This is a genomic window from Pseudomonas sp. GL_090, from assembly GCF_057837765.1.
This window is the reverse complement of sequence record NZ_CM174452.1, coordinates 5,792,033-5,807,765: the sequence shown is the minus strand read 5'-3', so window position 1 is coordinate 5,807,765 and position 15,733 is coordinate 5,792,033. Positions and strand designations below refer to the sequence as shown.

At 59.0% G+C, this 15,733-nt stretch carries 14 protein-coding genes; 3 read left to right on the top strand and 11 right to left on the bottom strand.

Annotated elements, in window-relative coordinates; all coding sequences use genetic code 11:
- Positions 1 to 58: 58 nt before the first annotated feature.
- The 3 genes from rpoD to rpsU all read right to left on the bottom strand — a co-directional run bounded on the left by rpoD (position 59) and on the right by rpsU (position 4,638).
- On the bottom strand, positions 59 to 1,906 hold the full coding sequence (gene rpoD / locus AC3ITA_RS26310; protein ID WP_489278778.1) for an RNA polymerase sigma factor RpoD: 1,848 nt from the start codon (positions 1,904 to 1,906) through the stop codon (positions 59 to 61).
- 67 nt (positions 1,907 to 1,973) lie between these two features.
- Complete coding sequence (dnaG, locus tag AC3ITA_RS26305; RefSeq protein ID WP_008051597.1) at positions 1,974 to 3,941, bottom strand: DNA primase; 1,968 nt, start codon at positions 3,939 to 3,941, stop codon at positions 1,974 to 1,976.
- A 481-nt stretch (positions 3,942 to 4,422) separates the two neighbouring features.
- Complete coding sequence (rpsU, locus tag AC3ITA_RS26300) at positions 4,423 to 4,638, bottom strand: 30S ribosomal protein S21 (protein ID WP_002551877.1); 216 nt, start codon at positions 4,636 to 4,638, stop codon at positions 4,423 to 4,425.
- 199 nt (positions 4,639 to 4,837) lie between these two features.
- Between rpsU and tsaD the strand changes: the two genes are divergently transcribed.
- The gene (tsaD, locus tag AC3ITA_RS26295) at positions 4,838 to 5,863 is read left to right on the top strand and encodes a tRNA (adenosine(37)-N6)-threonylcarbamoyltransferase complex transferase subunit TsaD (protein WP_489278776.1); all 1,026 of its coding nucleotides are present in this window, start codon (positions 4,838 to 4,840) and stop codon (positions 5,861 to 5,863) included.
- 23 nt (positions 5,864 to 5,886) lie between these two features.
- On the opposite strand, the gene plsY is transcribed toward tsaD, so the two are convergent.
- Positions 5,887 to 6,456, bottom strand: a complete 570-nt coding sequence (plsY, locus tag AC3ITA_RS26290; RefSeq protein WP_489278774.1) for a glycerol-3-phosphate 1-O-acyltransferase PlsY — start codon at positions 6,454 to 6,456, stop codon at positions 5,887 to 5,889.
- Positions 6,457 to 6,530: 74 nt separating this feature from the next.
- On the opposite strand from plsY, the gene folB reads away from it, so the two are divergent.
- Both folB and folK read left to right on the top strand, forming a co-directional pair.
- Positions 6,531 to 6,887, top strand: a complete 357-nt coding sequence (folB, locus tag AC3ITA_RS26285; RefSeq protein ID WP_008051601.1) for a dihydroneopterin aldolase — start codon at positions 6,531 to 6,533, stop codon at positions 6,885 to 6,887.
- Positions 6,878 to 7,396 carry a 2-amino-4-hydroxy-6-hydroxymethyldihydropteridine diphosphokinase gene (gene folK / locus AC3ITA_RS26280; RefSeq protein WP_095944856.1) on the top strand — a complete coding sequence of 173 codons (519 nt, stop codon included), beginning with the start codon at positions 6,878 to 6,880 and terminating at the stop codon, positions 7,394 to 7,396. The genes folB and folK overlap by 10 nt, the downstream gene beginning before the upstream one ends.
- Positions 7,397 to 7,477: 81 nt before the next feature.
- Here the strand turns inward: folK and AC3ITA_RS26275 are convergent, their stop codons facing one another.
- The 7 genes from AC3ITA_RS26275 to apaG all read right to left on the bottom strand — a co-directional run bounded on the left by AC3ITA_RS26275 (position 7,478) and on the right by apaG (position 15,650).
- Positions 7,478 to 8,707, bottom strand: a complete 1,230-nt coding sequence (locus tag AC3ITA_RS26275) for a multifunctional CCA addition/repair protein (RefSeq protein ID WP_150672009.1) — start codon at positions 8,705 to 8,707, stop codon at positions 7,478 to 7,480.
- A gap of 63 nt (positions 8,708 to 8,770) precedes the next feature.
- Positions 8,771 to 10,333: a SpoVR family protein gene (locus AC3ITA_RS26270; protein WP_057713067.1), complete on the bottom strand. Its 1,563-nt coding sequence runs from the start codon at positions 10,331 to 10,333 to the stop codon at positions 8,771 to 8,773.
- Complete coding sequence (locus tag AC3ITA_RS26265; protein ID WP_008051610.1) at positions 10,330 to 11,601, bottom strand: YeaH/YhbH family protein; 1,272 nt, start codon at positions 11,599 to 11,601, stop codon at positions 10,330 to 10,332. Before AC3ITA_RS26265 ends, AC3ITA_RS26270 begins: the two co-directional genes overlap by 4 nt.
- Positions 11,602 to 11,805: 204 nt before the next feature.
- Positions 11,806 to 13,728, bottom strand: coding sequence for a PrkA family serine protein kinase (locus AC3ITA_RS26260; protein WP_008051612.1), 1,923 nt, complete (start codon positions 13,726 to 13,728; stop codon positions 11,806 to 11,808).
- A 297-nt stretch (positions 13,729 to 14,025) separates the two neighbouring features.
- Positions 14,026 to 14,355, bottom strand: coding sequence for a thiosulfate sulfurtransferase GlpE (gene glpE, locus AC3ITA_RS26255; RefSeq protein WP_008051614.1), 330 nt, complete (start codon positions 14,353 to 14,355; stop codon positions 14,026 to 14,028).
- Between the two features lie 33 nt (positions 14,356 to 14,388).
- Positions 14,389 to 15,270 (bottom strand): symmetrical bis(5'-nucleosyl)-tetraphosphatase, encoded by an 882-nt coding sequence (locus tag AC3ITA_RS26250; RefSeq protein WP_489278770.1) that lies wholly within the window; start codon positions 15,268 to 15,270, stop codon positions 14,389 to 14,391.
- Positions 15,270 to 15,650, bottom strand: coding sequence for a Co2+/Mg2+ efflux protein ApaG (gene apaG, locus AC3ITA_RS26245; RefSeq protein WP_095944860.1), 381 nt, complete (start codon positions 15,648 to 15,650; stop codon positions 15,270 to 15,272). The genes AC3ITA_RS26250 and apaG overlap by 1 nt, the downstream gene beginning before the upstream one ends.
- Positions 15,651 to 15,733: the final 83 nt, after the last annotated feature.

The following is a 15,733-nucleotide window of genomic DNA, read 5'->3' as shown; positions in this document are numbered from 1 at the left end:
GCGGAGATATTAATCTGCCATAAAACAAAACCCCCGGCCTGGGCCGGGGGTTCTGGTATCACTCGTCGAGGAAGGAGCGCAGATGCTCGCTTCTCGTCGGGTGGCGCAGCTTGCGCAGCGCCTTGGCTTCGATCTGACGAATCCGCTCACGGGTCACGTCGAACTGCTTACCAACCTCTTCGAGAGTGTGGTCGGTATTCATGTCGATACCGAAGCGCATGCGCAGTACCTTGGCTTCACGGGCAGTGAGGCCGGACAGCACTTCGCGAGTCGCTTCCTTAAGGCTCTCAACGGTTGCAACATCGATTGGCGACTGCATGGTCGAGTCTTCGATGAAGTCACCCAGATGGGAGTCTTCGTCATCACCGATCGGGGTTTCCATGGAGATCGGCTCTTTAGCGATCTTCAATACCTTGCGGATCTTGTCCTCAGGCATTTCCATGCGTTCGCCCAGCTCTTCCGGGGTCGGTTCGCGACCCATTTCCTGCAGCATCTGGCGGGAAATGCGGTTGAGCTTGTTGATCGTCTCGATCATGTGCACCGGAATACGGATGGTGCGGACCTGGTCGGCGATCGAGCGAGTGATCGCCTGACGGATCCACCAGGTGGCATAAGTCGAGAACTTGTAGCCGCGACGGTATTCGAACTTGTCTACCGCTTTCATCAAGCCGATGTTGCCTTCCTGGATCAGATCGAGGAATTGCAGGCCACGGTTGGTGTACTTCTTGGCGATCGAGATCACCAGACGCAAGTTGGCTTCAACCATCTCTTTCTTCGCGCGGCGGGCCTTGGCCTCACCGATCGACATGCGACGGTTGATGTCCTTGATTTCAGCGATGGTCAAACCGGTTTCGGTTTCCAGCGCGGTCAGCTTCTGCTGGCAACGGATGATGTCCGGCTGCAGACGACCAATGGCTTCAGCGTACTTGCCTTTGCCTTTGGCCAGGGCGTCACTCCAGCTTTCGTCGACTTCGTTGCCCGGGAACTGGCGCAGGAAATCGGCACGCGGCATGCGTGCATCACGAACGCAGAGCTGCATGATTGCGCGCTCTTGCTGACGCAGGCGATCCAAGGCACTGCGAACACGCTCGACCAGGCCTTCGAATTGCTTTGGCACCAGTTTGATCGGCATGAACAGTTCGGCCAGGGCCAACAGCTCGGCAATCGTTGCCTTATTGTTGCGACCGTGCTTTTTCAGCGCCTTGCGGGTGATTTCCATCTGATCGGCCACAGCGCCAAAGCGCTGTGCGGCGATGATTGGATCCGGACCGCTTTCGGCTTCTTCCTCGTCATCCGAGGCTTCGGCTTCGTCGTCGTCGGAATCGTCATCCGCCTTGACGGCTTTCGCGTCAATCGGCGGCGGCACTTCTGCCGCAGGCGGCGCAATGCCGTCGTCCGGGTCGATATAACCGCTCAGGACGTCGGACAGGCGGCCACCTTCGGTGGTGACGCGGGTGTACTCGGAGAGAATATGATCAACCGTGCCTGGGAAGTGCGCGATTGCGCTCATCACCTCACGGATGCCCTCTTCAATACGCTTGGCGATTTCGATTTCGCCTTCACGCGTGAGGAGCTCCACCGTACCCATTTCGCGCATATACATGCGCACCGGGTCGGTAGTGCGACCAATGTCGGTCTCGACCGCAGCCAACGCTGCAGCGGCCTCTTCGGCTGCGGCTTCGTCGGTATCGGCGTCGGCCAGCATAAGGGAATCCTTATCTGGCGCAACCTCGAATACGTTGATCCCCATGTCATTGATCATGCGGATGATGTCTTCCACCTGTTCCGGATCTGAAATATCCTCCGGCAGGTGGTCGTTGACCTCCGCGTAAGTCAGGTAGCCCTGCTCACGACCAAGGGTGATCAACTCTTTGATACGAGACTGCTGTTGCGCTTTTCCGGACATAACACCCTATCCACTGAAGGTCTTGGCGGGCAAAAAACAAGCCGAGGATTATACCTGAGCTATGACCTCACGCGCCAGTTGAGGTCGGGTTTGATGCGGAAACATTGCGACTCAAGAGGTCGCGCAGTTGATTTTTCTCTTCGCTGGTCAATTCGCTTTGACGCGCTTTTCGCAGAAGTTGTTCCAGATTTCGCTCGCGTTGGCGGGCTGACAAGCTAGTAATGGTGTCGAAAAACTGTTGTTCAAGGTTATCTCCATCAATCAGCCATTCCTTTTCCGCCAGGGCCTTGAGCAAGCGGCCTTGTTCTGTGCCGTGCCAACGCGCAATCAGTTGAATTGAGTTTAGCTTGGGATTCTTCTGCACAGCTTCGAGCAGCGCCACCAGCAATTGCGTGTTGGTGTGATCCTCGGCGGCGAAGTGCCCGGCATCCTCGACTTTTTCGGCCAGTTGCGGGTGATGCAGCAACGTGCGCAAGGCGGCGAGGGTTGGCGGTTCTACGGCGGCGGGCACCCGTGGCGCGCGGGGTTGATCGCGATCACCGCCCCGTTTGCCATTCTTGTCCCACGGTTTCTTGTCCCATTTCTTGCCTCCTGCACCGGGTTTCTTCGGCGTCCATTCCTGCTGCGGCACATACATTTCCTGTGCCTGCGGCTGATGATAGTCGCTGTAATCGGGCATCGCGTCGTAATCGATGCCCGGGTCGTAGGCCGGCGGCGCTTCTTGCGGGGCGCTTTGTGCCAATTGACTCACCGCTTCGCCGCTCAGGCCGGTGATTTCGCTCAGGCGCTGACGCATCAGGGTGCGCAGGTTGGCGCCCGGGACTTTGTCGATCAACGGCGCGGCGAGGGTGGCCATGTGGGCCTTGCCCTCAAGCGACCGTGGGTCGGCTTCTTCCGTCAGTTGCTGGAAGAAGTAATCGGCCAGTGGCTGCGCGTGCTGGTTGATCCGTGCGCGGAAGGCATCGGTGCCTTCGGAGCGGACCAGGGTGTCCGGGTCCTCGCCTTCGGGCAAGAACAGGAAGCGTGCGCGACGACCGTCCTGCAGGCTCGAAAGTGTCGCCTCCAGTGCCCGCCATGCCGCATTGCGGCCGGCCTGGTCGCCGTCGAAGCAGAACAGTACGCTGGGAACGACGCGAAACAGTCGCTTGAGGTGTTCCTCGCTGGTGGCGGTGCCCAGGGTCGCGACGGCGTTGCGCAGGCCTTGCTGGGCCAGGGCAATGACGTCCATGTAGCCCTCGACGACGATGATCTCGTCGAGGTTGCGGTTGGTCTTGCGCGCTTCGTACAGGCCGTAGAGTTCCTGGCCTTTATGGAAAACCGGGGTTTCCGGGGAGTTCAGGTACTTCGGCTTGTCGTCGCCCAATACCCGGCCGCCGAAGGCGATGACGCGCCCGCGACTGTCGCGGATCGGAAACATCACGCGGTCGCGGAAGCGGTCGTAACGTTTACCGCTTTCGGCGTTTTCGATCAGCAGGCCGGCATCGATCATGGCTTTTTGTTGCAGGGTATCGCTGCTCAGGTGCTTGAACAGGTTGTCCCAGCCAGGTGGGGCAAAACCCAGGCCGAAGTCCCGGGCGATTTCGCCGGTCAGCCCGCGACCTTTCAGGTATTCCACCGCGGCCTTGCGCGATGGATGGCTTTTCAGGGCCTGGCGATAAAAGTCGGCAGCGGCGCTCAGTAGTGGATACAGCGGCGAATCGGTCGGCTGGCGCGGTTTGTGCGGGCGACCGCTTTCTTCGCGGGGGATTTCCATGCCGGCGGCTTTGGCCAGTTCTTCGACAGCCTGGACGAAATCCAGGTTGTCGTGGTCCATGATGAAGCCGAGGGCGTTGCCGCCAGCGCCGCAGCCGAAGCAGTAATAGAACTGCTTGTCGGGGCTGACGCTGAACGACGGAGTCTTTTCCTTGTGGAACGGGCAGCAGGCAGTGTGGTTCTTGCCGGCCTTTTTCAATTGCAGGCGCGAGCTGACCACATCGACGATGTCGGTGCGGTTCAGAAGGTCGTCAATGAAGCTCTGGGGAATTAGCCCGGCCATGGCGTTCTCGTCATCTGCGCTGAAAAGGGGTCCGAAACGTACGGCGGCCGAACGCGGTCATTGTTTGAGGCGCGCAAAGTGTGCGGCTCGACCGGTGTCGTCTGCGTAATCGCTGTCGGGAAGTGTATCTGCCGAAAATCCACTGACGTTAATGCCAATCAGTATTCGACTGTTTGAATGTGTTGCGCTGAATCCGCAGCGGCCAATCATCGGCCCCGGATAGCTCATCATCTGGCACGCAAGCAGGTGCCTTGGGCTGATCGTCGTGAGAGGAATCAGTGGGTGTGCTCGTCAGTAGCCTTGAAAGGCTCGTCAGAAAAGACGTGCACCGCTGGCAAAAGAGCCAGGTCTGACGCGGTGAAGCAGATTTGTCTCGGTCGCGTCTGCGGCTTTGACAGTGAAGCATCAAGCGTTTTACGCAAATGCCATAAGCCCGGCTGAGGGCCGGGCTTGGCAGAAGCTTGCTACGATCGTCTGTGTATTAGTACAGACGAACGGCGCGGCGCTGTTCGCGCTGAACTTTCTTGGCGTGACGCTTAACAGCGGCTGCTGCTTTGCGCTTACGCTCAGAAGTTGGCTTCTCGTAAAATTCGCGGCTACGAACTTCAGCCAGTACACCGGCTTTTTCGCAGGAGCGCTTGAAACGACGCAGAGCTACGTCGAAGGGTTCGTTCTCTTTTACTTTGACGGCTGGCATCCAGAGCTACCTTCATTCATTACCGGGGTCAACATCCTCGCGGCAAAAGAGCACTTGAAGACGTCGGTTTTTAAGGGTTGCGGATGTTAACCCCTCATCGCTCGGAATGCAAAGCCTCTGATCGAAAACCGCTGGTCGGGGCATCACGCGACGACTATTATGCGCGCCTTCGAATTCAGCCTAAACAAGGCGCAAACCCATGCTAGTACTGGGATTAGAAACCTCCTGCGACGAAACCGGTGTCGCATTGTATGACAGTGAACGCGGCCTGCTGGCCGATGCGCTGTTCAGTCAGATCGACCTGCACCGCGCCTATGGTGGCGTGGTGCCGGAGCTGGCTTCGCGCGATCACGTCAAACGCATGCTGCCCTTGATTCGTCAGGTGTTGGCCGAGGCCGACTGCGTGCCGACCGAGATCGACGCGATCGCCTACACCGCGGGTCCTGGCCTGGTCGGTGCCTTGTTGGTAGGGGCTTCCTGCGCTCAGGCGCTGGCCTTTGCCTGGGGTATTCCGGCCCTCGGCGTGCATCACATGGAAGGCCACTTGCTGGCGCCGATGCTGGAGTCGCAACCGCCGGAGTTTCCGTTCGTCGCTTTGTTGGTGTCGGGTGGTCATACGCAACTGGTTCAGGTCGACGGAATCGGCCAGTACACGCTTCTGGGTGAGACCCTGGATGACGCCGCCGGCGAGGCCTTCGACAAAACGGCCAAGATGATGGGGCTCAATTATCCGGGTGGGCCTGAGATTGCTCGCCTTGCAGAGCAGGGCGTTGCAGGGCGTTTCGTCTTCCCGCGGCCGATGTGCGACCGCCCGGGCCTGGATTTCAGCTTCAGTGGCCTGAAAACCTTTGCGTTGAACACCTGGCAGCAGTGCGTCAGCGCCGGAGACGACGGCGAGCAAGCCCGTTGCGACATCTCGCTGGCGTTCCAGCAGGCCGTGGTGGAGACTTTGACCATCAAGTGCAAGCGTGCCCTGAAGGCCGCCGGCATGAAGCGCCTGGTGATTGCTGGAGGCGTCAGTGCCAACAAGGCGTTGCGCGCGTCCCTCGAAAAAATGCTCGGCGACATGAAGGGCGACGTGTTTTATGCGCGTCCTGAGTTCTGCACCGATAATGGCGCAATGATCGCGTTCGCCGGTTGCCAGCGCTTGCGGGCCGGTCAGCAGGAAAGCCTGGCAATCAGCGTGCAGGCGCGTTGGCCGATGGAGCAGTTGTCGGCGCTTTGATGAGCGGTGCTTATGTCCGGCCGCTAAAAATGCCGTTCGCGGCCGGCAAACAGGTCGCGTAGATTGCCGCGATGACGCCAGACGATCAGCCCGGTGAGCGCGCTCATGGGTAGCAGGGCGGCCGGTTCTTGCCAGGCCAGCAACGGCAGGGTCAGCGGTGTGGCGATGAGGGCGGCCAGGGAGCTGGTGCGGGTCAGGTAGAACGTCAAGAGCCAGGCGCAGACCGCCAGAAGGGCTGCGGGCGGGTAGAGTCCCAGCAACATGCCGGCAGCGGTGGCGACACCCTTGCCGCCGCGAAAGCGAAAGTACAACGGAAACAGATGGCCGATGACGGCATAAACGCCGATCCAGGCCTGTTCCTGCTGCGAAAGGCCCGCAAGGCGTGCAATCAGTACCGGCAGCAGGCCTTTGCAAAGGTCGCCGAGCAGGGTCAGGATAGCGAGTTTCTTGCCGGCCAGGCGGAACATGTTGGTGGCACCGGCATTGCCCGAGCCACTCATTCGCGGATCGGGGTTACCGGTCAGGCGGCTGAGCAAAATGGCAAAGGACAGAGAGCCGAGCAGGTAGGCGAGGATCGCCAATAACCAAAACATGCTAACTATTCCGGGCGAGGACGCCCTGATTCTAACGGCGCATTGCGCCCTTGTCGTGTAGCGGAGAGAAGTGCTTGGACAGAGTGTTTATCGAGGGCCTGGAAGTCGACACGGTGATTGGTGCCTACGACTGGGAACGAGGCATCCGACAGTGCTTGCGTCTTGATCTGAGCTTCGCCTGGGATAATCGCCCGGCCGCAGCCGGTGATGACCTGACCCTGGCGCTCGACTACGCCAGTGTTTCCTCACGCATCCAGGCGTTTGCCGAGCAGGCGCAATTCCAGCTGGTGGAAACCTTTGCAGAGCGCCTGGTTGAAGTGCTGATGAGCGAATTCAAGATCACCTGGATGCGCCTGAAGCTGACCAAGCCCGGCGCCGTGCCGGCTGCCACCGGCGGTGTGGGCGTGGAGATCGAGCGCGGATGTCGCTGACTCAGGTGTACCTCGGGCTCGGTAGCAATATCGAGCGTGAAACCCATTTGCGGGCGGGGCTCGATGCTTTGGCGGCGTTCCTGGTCGATATCCGCTGTTCGGCGGTGTTCGAAAGCCAGCCGGTGGGCATCAAGAGCGGGCCGTTTTTCAATTTCGTGGTGTCGGCGTATACCGATCTGCCACTGATTGAGCTTGATCGTCGTCTGAAGTTCATTGAGGCTGATAACGGTCGTTACGCACCGGATCGCCGAGGTTTGCCACTGGATATCGACGTGTTGTTGTTCGGTGACCTGATGGGCAACTTCGATGGCCTGATCTTGCCGCGGGCAGAAATTCTGAAAAATGCGTTCGTTCTGTGGCCGTTGTCGTTGATAGCGCCGGATCGCGTGCACCCGGGCGCAGGCAAGAGTTTTGCGACCTTGTGGGCTCAAGCGCAAATTGATCAAGTGTTGGCGCCAGTGGCTTTCGAATGGCGCGGTGAGCAGCTGACGCCTTCAGATTTGTTGTGACCTTACTGACGTCTTCGCGAGCGGGCTCGCTCCCACAGGGTTAGCGTAAGTCTGTGGGAGCGAACCTGCTCGCGAAGCTTTTCAGGTCGACGCGGTCTCTTTGTAGGCTTTCAAGGCTTTTAGCCGCTCACGCTTGATCGCCTCCCCCAGATCCGGCCCCTTGAAGCCTTTCTCCAGCAATGGCTGGACCGCCACACTACGAGCGGCAGTCGCTGCACCGCGCAAATAATCCGCCTGTGGATAACTTCGTTCTTCCAGCCCTTTGCGCCCACGCGCATCCATCTCGCATGCCGCGATGAACTCCTCGAACCGCTGTGGCCGACGGTAAATGTCGAAGCTTTGCAGCAGCTCCAGCAATGTCGATGGCTTCAGCTCAAGGGCGCGATGCCCATGGGTGTGATATTCGCCCACCAGCAGCGCCAGTTCCTGGCAGTCCCTCGGCACCTTGAAGCGTTCATTGACTGCTTTGATCAGCTTCAGGCCCTTGAACTCGTGGGCAATGTGTCGCGGCCATTCTTCCTCTGGCGTCAGGCCCTTGCCCAGGTCGTGCAGCAGGCACGCCCAGCGCACGGTCAGTGGCTGTTTATGTATTGCGGCTTGCTGCAGCACGCTCAGGGTATGTGCGCCTGTATCGATTTCCGGGTGGTGGGCGGGTGGTTGCGGTACGCCAAACAGCGCGTCGACTTCGGGCATCAGCACCTTGAGTGCGTCGCATGCGCGTAGAACCTCAACAAACACCTGTGGCTGATCTTCCATCAGGGCGCGGGAGATTTCCTTCCAGCTGCGCTCCGGCGTCAGTGCTTCAAGCTCGCCTGACTCGCTGAGTTGGCGCATCAGTGCCAGTGTTTCCGGGGCAACGGTAAAGCCCAGGGTCGCATAACGCGCCGCGAAGCGGGCAACACGCAGGACCCGGAGCGGATCTTCGGCAAATGCCGGGGAAACGTGGCGAAGCAGGCGCGCTTCGAGATCGCGCTGGCCGTGGTACGGGTCGGTCAGGTTCTGCTGATCGTCTTCGGCCATGGCATTGATGGTCAGGTCGCGACGGATCAGGTCTTCTTCGAGGGTGACTTCGGGGCTGGCGTGAAAAGTGAACCCGCCGTAACCGCGTCCGCTTTTGCGCTCGGTGCGGGCGAGGGCGTATTCCTCACCGCTTTTTGGGTGTAGGAACACCGGGAAATCCGCGCCCACCGGGCGAAAGCCCTTGGCGAGCATCTCTTCGGTGGTGGCGCCAACCACGACCCAGTCGATATCGGTAACCGGTTTGCCCAGCAGGCGATCACGTACCGCGCCGCCGACTTTATAAATACGCATAAAAAACCTCCGTTAGCTCGACAGGATAACCGTTGCATCGAGCTTTCGGAGGCACAAACGGTATCAAAGATGGATGACGGCCAAGTCCAGGCGTCCGTAATCACCTTCGCTGTGCTCGCTTCTGGGCGGCACATGGTGGGTTTTCATGACCTGATCGCCTTGCAGGGTTTCCAGGTGAATGTCGAAGCCCCAGAGGCGGTGCAGGTGTTTGAGCACTTCTTCAGTCGAGTCCCCCAGTGGTTTGCGGTCGTGCTGCTGGTGGCGCAGGGTCAGGGAGCGGTCGCCACGGCGGTCGATGCTGTAGATCTGCACGTTGGGCTCGCGATTGCCCAGGTTGTACTGTGCCGCAAGGGTTTCACGGATGATGCGGTAGCCACCTTCGTCGTGAATGGCGGGCACCAGCAGGTCGTCCTTCTGGTCGTCATCGAGAATGCTGAACAGCTTCAGGTCGCGGATCACCTTGGGCGACAGGTACTGCAGGATGAAGCTTTCATCCTTGAAGCTGCTCATGGCGAACTTGATGGCTGCCAGCCAATCGGTACCGGCAATGTCCGGGAACCAGCGGCGATCTTCTTCCGTGGGTTCTTCACACATGCGACGGATGTCGCGGTACATGGCAAACCCCAGGGCGTAGGGGTTGATGCCGCTGTAGTAAGGGCTATCGAAGCCAGGCTGGAACACCACGCTGGTATGGGACGTCAGGAACTCCATCATGAAGCCGTCGGTGACCAGACCTTCATCGTACAGGTCGTTCATCAGGGTGTAGTGCCAGAACGTGGCCCAACCCTCGTTCATCACTTGGGTCTGACGCTGTGGATAAAAGTACTGGGCGATCTTGCGCACGATACGTACGATTTCCCGCTGCCATGGTTCCAGCAGCGGCGCGTGTTTTTCGATGAAGTACAGGATGTTTTCCTGAGGTTCGGCGGGGAAGCGTGCGTTGTCCTTGTCGCTGTATTTGTCCGCGCCCTTGGGAATGGTGCGCCACAGATCGTTGATCTGTTTCTGTAAATGTTCTTCCCGGTCCTTTTGCCGGCGACGTTCTTCTTCCGCAGAGATCGGATAAGGGCGTTTGTAACGGTCGACACCATAGTTCATCAGTGCATGGCAGGAGTCGAGCAGGTCCTCGACCGCGTCGATGCCGTGGCGTTCTTCGCACTGCATGATGTACTGCTTGGCAAACACCAGGTAATCGATGATCGAACTGGCGTCGGTCCAGGTGCGGAACAGGTAGTTGCCTTTGAAAAAGCTGTTGTGCCCGTAGCACGCATGGGCCACCACCAGCGCCTGCATGCAGATGGTGTTTTCTTCCATCAGGTAGGCGATGCAGGGGTCGGAGTTGATCACGATCTCGTACGCCAGCCCCATCTGGCCGCGGGTGTAGGACTTTTCTGTGCTGAGGAAGTGCTTGCCGTAGGACCAGTGGTGATAACCCAGTGGCATACCGACCGAGGCGTAGGCGTCCATCATCTGTTCGGCGGTGATCACTTCGATCTGATTGGGATACGTATCGAGGGCGTAACCGGCCGCAATACGACTGATTTCACGGTCGTAGGCCTGGATCAGCTCGAACGTCCATTCGGAGCCGGTGGAAATGGGTTGGCGTTTCTGCTCTTTGGCGGTCATGTCACTAACCTGCGCTGGAAGAGTTCACGGAAGACCGGATAGATATCCCCGGCCGAGACCAGTTGTTGCTGGGCAAATGTGTCGGAAAAGGCTTCGGCGATGCGCTCGTACTCGAACCACAGGGCCTGGTGTTCGCGCGGGGTGATCTCAACGTAAGTGTAGTACTGCACGAATGGCATGATCTGGTTGATCAGGATGTCGCGGCAGATCGGGGAGTCGTCGTTCCAGTTGTCACCGTCGGAGGCCTGGGCGGCGTAGATGTTCCACTCGTTGCTCGGATAGCGCTCGGCCATGATCTCCTGCATCAGTTTCAAGGCGCTGGAGACGATGGTGCCGCCGGTTTCCCGGGAGTAGAAAAACTCCTCTTCATCCACTTCGCGGGCGCTGGTGTGATGGCGGATGAATACGACGTCGATCTTTTCGTAGTTACGCTTGAGAAACAGGTACAGCAGGATAAAGAAGCGCTTGGCGATGTCCTTGGTCGCCTGGGTCATCGAGCCGGACACGTCCATCAGGCAGAACATCACGGCCTTGGAGCTGGGGTTGGGTTGTTTGATCAGCAGGTTGTACTTGAGGTCGAATGTGTCGAGAAACGGCACGCGGTGAATGCGCGCGCTGAGTTTTTCGATTTCCGCTTCAATTTCCTGAATATCGCCGAAGTTGTCTGGTTCTTCCTGCTTGAGTCGCAGAAGTTCTTCCTTGGCTTCGCGCAGTTTTGCCCGACTGCTGCCGGACAGGGCGATTCGCCGGGCGTGGGCTGAGCGCAAGGTGCGGATGATGTTGATCCGCGACGGGTTGCCCTCGTTGCTGATCCCGGCCCGCACGGTCTTGAAGGTGTCCGTGCCGGTCAGGTTGCGTTTGACCAGGTTGGGCAGTTCGAGATCCTCGAACATGAATTCGAGGAACTCTTCCTGAGTGATCTGGAAGACGAATTCGTCCATCCCCTCGCCGGAATTACCGGCCTTGCCGGGGCCCCGGCCGCCACCGCCTCCCGGTGGACGGGCGATATGTTCGCCGCTGGTGAATTCCTTGTTGCCCGGGTGCACGACCGTCTGCTTGCCACCGCGACCGTGGTGAAGCACCGGCTCGTCGATGTCGCGGCCGGGAATGCTGATTTGTTCGCCGTGTTCCATATCGGTAATGGAGCGCCGGCTGACCGCCTCTTCGACAGCCTTTTTGATGTGATCACGGTACCGCCGCAGAAACCGCTGGCGGTTCACCGTGCTCTTGTTCTTGCCATTGAGACGTCGGTCGATCACATAGCTCATGACTGCTCCTTAGAAGCTGTCCTGAAAGGGGCGAGCGGTGATACAGCATCGAACCGAGAGCCGAGGGATGTTGAACGCTCCCCCAAGCGCTTTGGATGCTGCCTGAACTCGCTACCGACTTTCGAACACCTTCCAGAGGCTTGTGTAACAGAAAATGCATACACAGGCCTCTGGCTGACGACAACCGGTCTGACCGGCAGCGGGTTATTGTGATTTTCTGACCCGCAGGTACCACTCGGACAGCAGTCGTACCTGTTTGTCGGTGTAGCCCCGCTCGACCATCCGTGTGACGAAGTCGTTGTGTTTCTGCTGGTCCTCTTTGCTGGCCTTGGCATTGAAGCTGATGACCGGCAGCAGGTCCTCGGTGTTGGAGAACATTTTCTTCTCGATGACCACCCGCAGTTTTTCGTAGCTGAGCCAGGTCGGATTCTTGCCGTTGTTGTTGGCACGGGCACGCAGGACGAAGTTGACGATTTCGTTGCGGAAATCCTTCGGATTGCTGATGCCGGCCGGTTTTTCGATTTTCTCCAGTTCTTCGTTCAACGCTACGCGGTTGAGGATCTCGCCGGTTTCCGGGTCGCGGTATTCCTGGTCCTGGATCCAGAAGTCGGCGTACAGCACGTAACGATCGAAGATGTTCTGGCCGTACTCGCTGTAGGACTCGAGGTAGGCGGTCTGGATCTCCTTGCCGATGAACTCGATGTAGCGCGGTGCCAGGTACTCCTTGAGGAAGCGCAGATAGCGTTCGCGGGTCTCGGCCTGGAACTGTTCCTGCTCGATCTGTTGCTCCAGCACGTAGAGCAAGTGCACCGGGTTGGCGGCGATTTCGTGCGGATCGAAGTTGAACACCTTCGACAGGATCTTGAAGGCGAACCGGGTCGAAAGACCGTTCATGCCTTCGTCGACGCCCGCATTGTCGCGGTATTCCTGGATCGACTTGGCTTTCGGATCGGTGTCCTTGAGGTTCTCGCCGTCGTACACGCGCATCTTCGAGTAGATGTTGGAGTTTTCCGGCTCCTTGAGGCGCGAGAGTACGGTGAACTGGGCCAGCATCTTCAGGGTGTCCGGCGCGCAATGCGCCTTGGCCAGCGAACTGTTGAACAGCAGCTTGTCGTAGATCTTCACTTCGTCACTGACCCGCAAGCAATACGGCACTTTGACGATGTAGATCCGGTCGATGAAGGCCTCGTTGTTCTTGTTGTTGCGGAAGGTGTGCCACTCCGATTCGTTGGAGTGCGCCAGCAGGATCCCGGTGAACGGAATCGCGCCGAGACCTTCGGTACTGTTGTAGTTGCCTTCCTGGGTGGCGGTCAGCAGTGGGTGCAGCACCTTGATTGGTGCCTTGAACATTTCGACGAACTCCATCAGGCCCTGGTTGGACCGGCACAGTGCGCCCGAGTAGCTGTATGCATCAGCGTCGTTCTGCGGGAACTCCTCCAGTTTGCGGATATCGACCTTGCCCACCAGCGCCGAGATGTCCTGGTTGTTTTCGTCGCCAGGTTCGGTCTTGGCCACGGCGATCTGGTTGAGGATCGACGGGTAGAGTTTCACCACGCGGAACTGACTGATGTCGCCGCCGAATTCGGCCAGGCGCTTGGTTGCCCATGGCGACATGATGGTGTTGAGGTAGCGCCGTGGAATGCCGAAGTCTTCCTCCAGGATCGCTCCATCTTCAGTGGAGTTGAACAGGCCCAGGGGCGACTCGAAAACCGGCGAGCCCTTGATGGCATAGAAGGGCACTTTTTCCATCAATTGCTTGAGCTTCTCGGCCAGGGACGATTTACCGCCACCGACAGGGCCGAGCAGGTAAAGGATCTGTTTCTTCTCTTCCAGGCCCTGAGCGGCATGGCGGAAATACGACACGATCTGGTCGATGCATTCTTCCATCCCGTGGAAGTCTTCAAAGGCCGGATAGCGGCGGATGACCTTGTTGGAGAAGATGCGCGACAGTCTCGAGTTGGTCGAGGTGTCGAGCAGTTCCGGTTCACCGATGGCCAGCAGTAGACGCTCGGCGGCGGAAACGTAGGCGCTACGGTCTTTTTTGCACAGTTCCAGATACTCCTGCAGAGAGAGTTCTTCCTGGCGTGTGGACTCGAAGCGTTGTTGGAAGTGGCTAAAGATACTCATGACGTCACCTCGCTCGATACGTGGAGCCGACGCCGGATCACTCAGTCGATGCTGGCAGCAACCGAACAGGCGATTGCTGTTTACCCCCCAGAACTCTCCCGGAGCTGACTACTCCGAAAGCTACTCCCGATGACCCGCGCGCCGGTGTACCGGCTCTCCCCTGTTTTGGATGGCCTGCGCTTAAGGATAGTTGGGAATTCGGGAGGTAAAGGCAAGATACGTAATTGTTTGTGGCAGACCGTTCGTCTGCCACCGCGCCAGCCCGCGGGAGCCGGGGCCTGCAACGTTACAAAAAAATTATTCGGTGGTGCCTTGCGCCGTTTCCGCAGGATACGTCGTCCGCCACAACTCGAATCCGCCATCCATGCTGTAGACATCGGAGAAGCCCTGGCTGATCAGGTAAGCGGCTGCGCCCTGGCTGGAGTTACCGTGATAGCAGACCACCACGGTCGGTGCATCGAGGTCGGCGCCCTGGATGAAAGCGTGCAGGGAATGGTTGTCCAGATGCTTCGAGCCTGCGATGTGCAGGGCGGCAAAAGTGGCCGGGTCGCGGACGTCGACTACCACTGCGCCTTGTTCGCGCAGGGCTTGGGCCTGCTCCGGGGGGATACGTTTGAATTCGCTCATGGCGGGCTCCTGTGGCTCGGCTGAATGGGCAGTCTAGCGCGGGGCGCTGGCTGGCGATGTTTGGGGAATGGATGAGGCGACTGGCGGCACGGCATGACCGTGTTCGTCGCATTTGCAGGACAGACGCTCAAAGCTGTCGACGTTCATCAGGGTCAGGGCGCCGCCCCAGACGCAGCCTGTATCGAGTGCCGAAATACCCGGCTCTTCGACGTTGCCTTCCAGTGCTGCCCAGTGACCGAAGATGATCTTCAGGTCCTTGGTCTTGCGGTGCTGGTGCTGGAACCAGGGCTTGTAGCCTGCTGGTGCGGTATCAAGACCTTCCTTGCTCTTGAGGTCGAGTTTGCCTTCGGTGGTGCAAAAGCGCATGCGCGTGAAATAGTTGGTGATCACCCGCAGGCGCGTCACGCCTTTGAGGTCGTTGTCCCATTTCGCCGGATCGTTGCCGTACATGCCATCGAGGTAGGGCGGCAACAGGTTGTCGTCACGCAAGGCGGTCTCGACTTCGGCGGCACACTTCAAAGCTTTGCGCAGCGACCACTGCGGTGGAATGCCGGCATGGACCAATGCAAGGTTGCGCTGTTCGTCGTAGTGCATGAGCTTTTGCTGGCGCACCCATTCCAATAGTTCGGCGCTATCGGGCGCGTCAATGATCTCGCGCAGGGTATCGGCCTTTTTCAGGCGTTCGATGTTGCGTCCGGCCGCCAGCAGGTGCAGGTCATGGTTGCCGAGCACGCACACCAGCGATTCGCGAATGCTGTAGAGGAAGCGCAAGGTTTCCAGCGACTGCGGGCCGCGGTTGACCAGGTCGCCCACCAGCCACAGACGATCCCGTTGTGGGTCGAACGCCACTTGTTTGAGCAGGCATTGCAGGGCTTGAAGACAGCCTTGCAGGTCACCGACAGCGTACGTTGCCATCAGTGCAGGGCTCCGGGCACCGCCAGGCGGAAGGGTGCGATGATGGCATCGAAGTGTTTGCCGTCGTCGGACAGCATCTGATAAGTGCCTTGCATGGTGCCGACCTTGGTGGTCATGACCGTGCCGCTGCTGTAGGTGTGGCTCTTGCCGGGCTCGATCAACGGTTGTTGGCCGACTACACCTGCGCCACGCACTTCTTCGACATGCCCGTCACCATCGGTGATGACCCAGTGCCGTGAAAGCAGTTTGGCGGGCATTTCGCCATTGTTTTGCACGGTGATGGTGTAGGCGAAGGCAAAGCGGTCGTGCTCGGGTTGCGATTGTTCTGCCAGATAGCGGGTGACGACGCTGACGTCGACCTGATAGCGAGGATCGGACATGCAAGGGGCCTTAAAAACGAAGCGGGACGCGGGGCGTAGCTGTTGGGGTTCAGTCTAGGCCAAGTATCGGGTAGTAGACCAGA

What these genes read in the sequence shown, in the direction of transcription:
- rpsU (WP_002551877.1), bottom strand. Translation starts at nt 4,638, where the DNA reads ATGCCAGCCGTCAAAGTAAAAGAGAACGAACCCTTCGACGTAGCTCTG.
- AC3ITA_RS26250 (WP_489278770.1), bottom strand. Translation starts at nt 15,270, where the DNA reads ATGGCAACGTACGCTGTCGGTGACCTGCAAGGCTGTCTTCAAGCCCTG.
- folK (WP_095944856.1), top strand. Translation starts at nt 6,878, where the DNA reads ATGTCGCTGACTCAGGTGTACCTCGGGCTCGGTAGCAATATCGAGCGT.
- AC3ITA_RS26260 (WP_008051612.1), bottom strand. Translation starts at nt 13,728, where the DNA reads ATGAGTATCTTTAGCCACTTCCAACAACGCTTCGAGTCCACACGCCAG.
- AC3ITA_RS26265 (WP_008051610.1), bottom strand. Translation starts at nt 11,601, where the DNA reads ATGAGCTATGTGATCGACCGACGTCTCAATGGCAAGAACAAGAGCACG.
- AC3ITA_RS26270 (WP_057713067.1), bottom strand. Translation starts at nt 10,333, where the DNA reads ATGACCGCCAAAGAGCAGAAACGCCAACCCATTTCCACCGGCTCCGAA.
- tsaD (WP_489278776.1), top strand. Translation starts at nt 4,838, where the DNA reads ATGCTAGTACTGGGATTAGAAACCTCCTGCGACGAAACCGGTGTCGCA.
- dnaG (WP_008051597.1), bottom strand. Translation starts at nt 3,941, where the DNA reads ATGGCCGGGCTAATTCCCCAGAGCTTCATTGACGACCTTCTGAACCGC.
- rpoD (WP_489278778.1), bottom strand. Translation starts at nt 1,906, where the DNA reads ATGTCCGGAAAAGCGCAACAGCAGTCTCGTATCAAAGAGTTGATCACC.
- plsY (WP_489278774.1), bottom strand. Translation starts at nt 6,456, where the DNA reads ATGTTTTGGTTATTGGCGATCCTCGCCTACCTGCTCGGCTCTCTGTCC.
- glpE (WP_008051614.1), bottom strand. Translation starts at nt 14,355, where the DNA reads ATGAGCGAATTCAAACGTATCCCCCCGGAGCAGGCCCAAGCCCTGCGC.
- AC3ITA_RS26275 (WP_150672009.1), bottom strand. Translation starts at nt 8,707, where the DNA reads ATGCGTATTTATAAAGTCGGCGGCGCGGTACGTGATCGCCTGCTGGGC.
- apaG (WP_095944860.1), bottom strand. Translation starts at nt 15,650, where the DNA reads ATGTCCGATCCTCGCTATCAGGTCGACGTCAGCGTCGTCACCCGCTAT.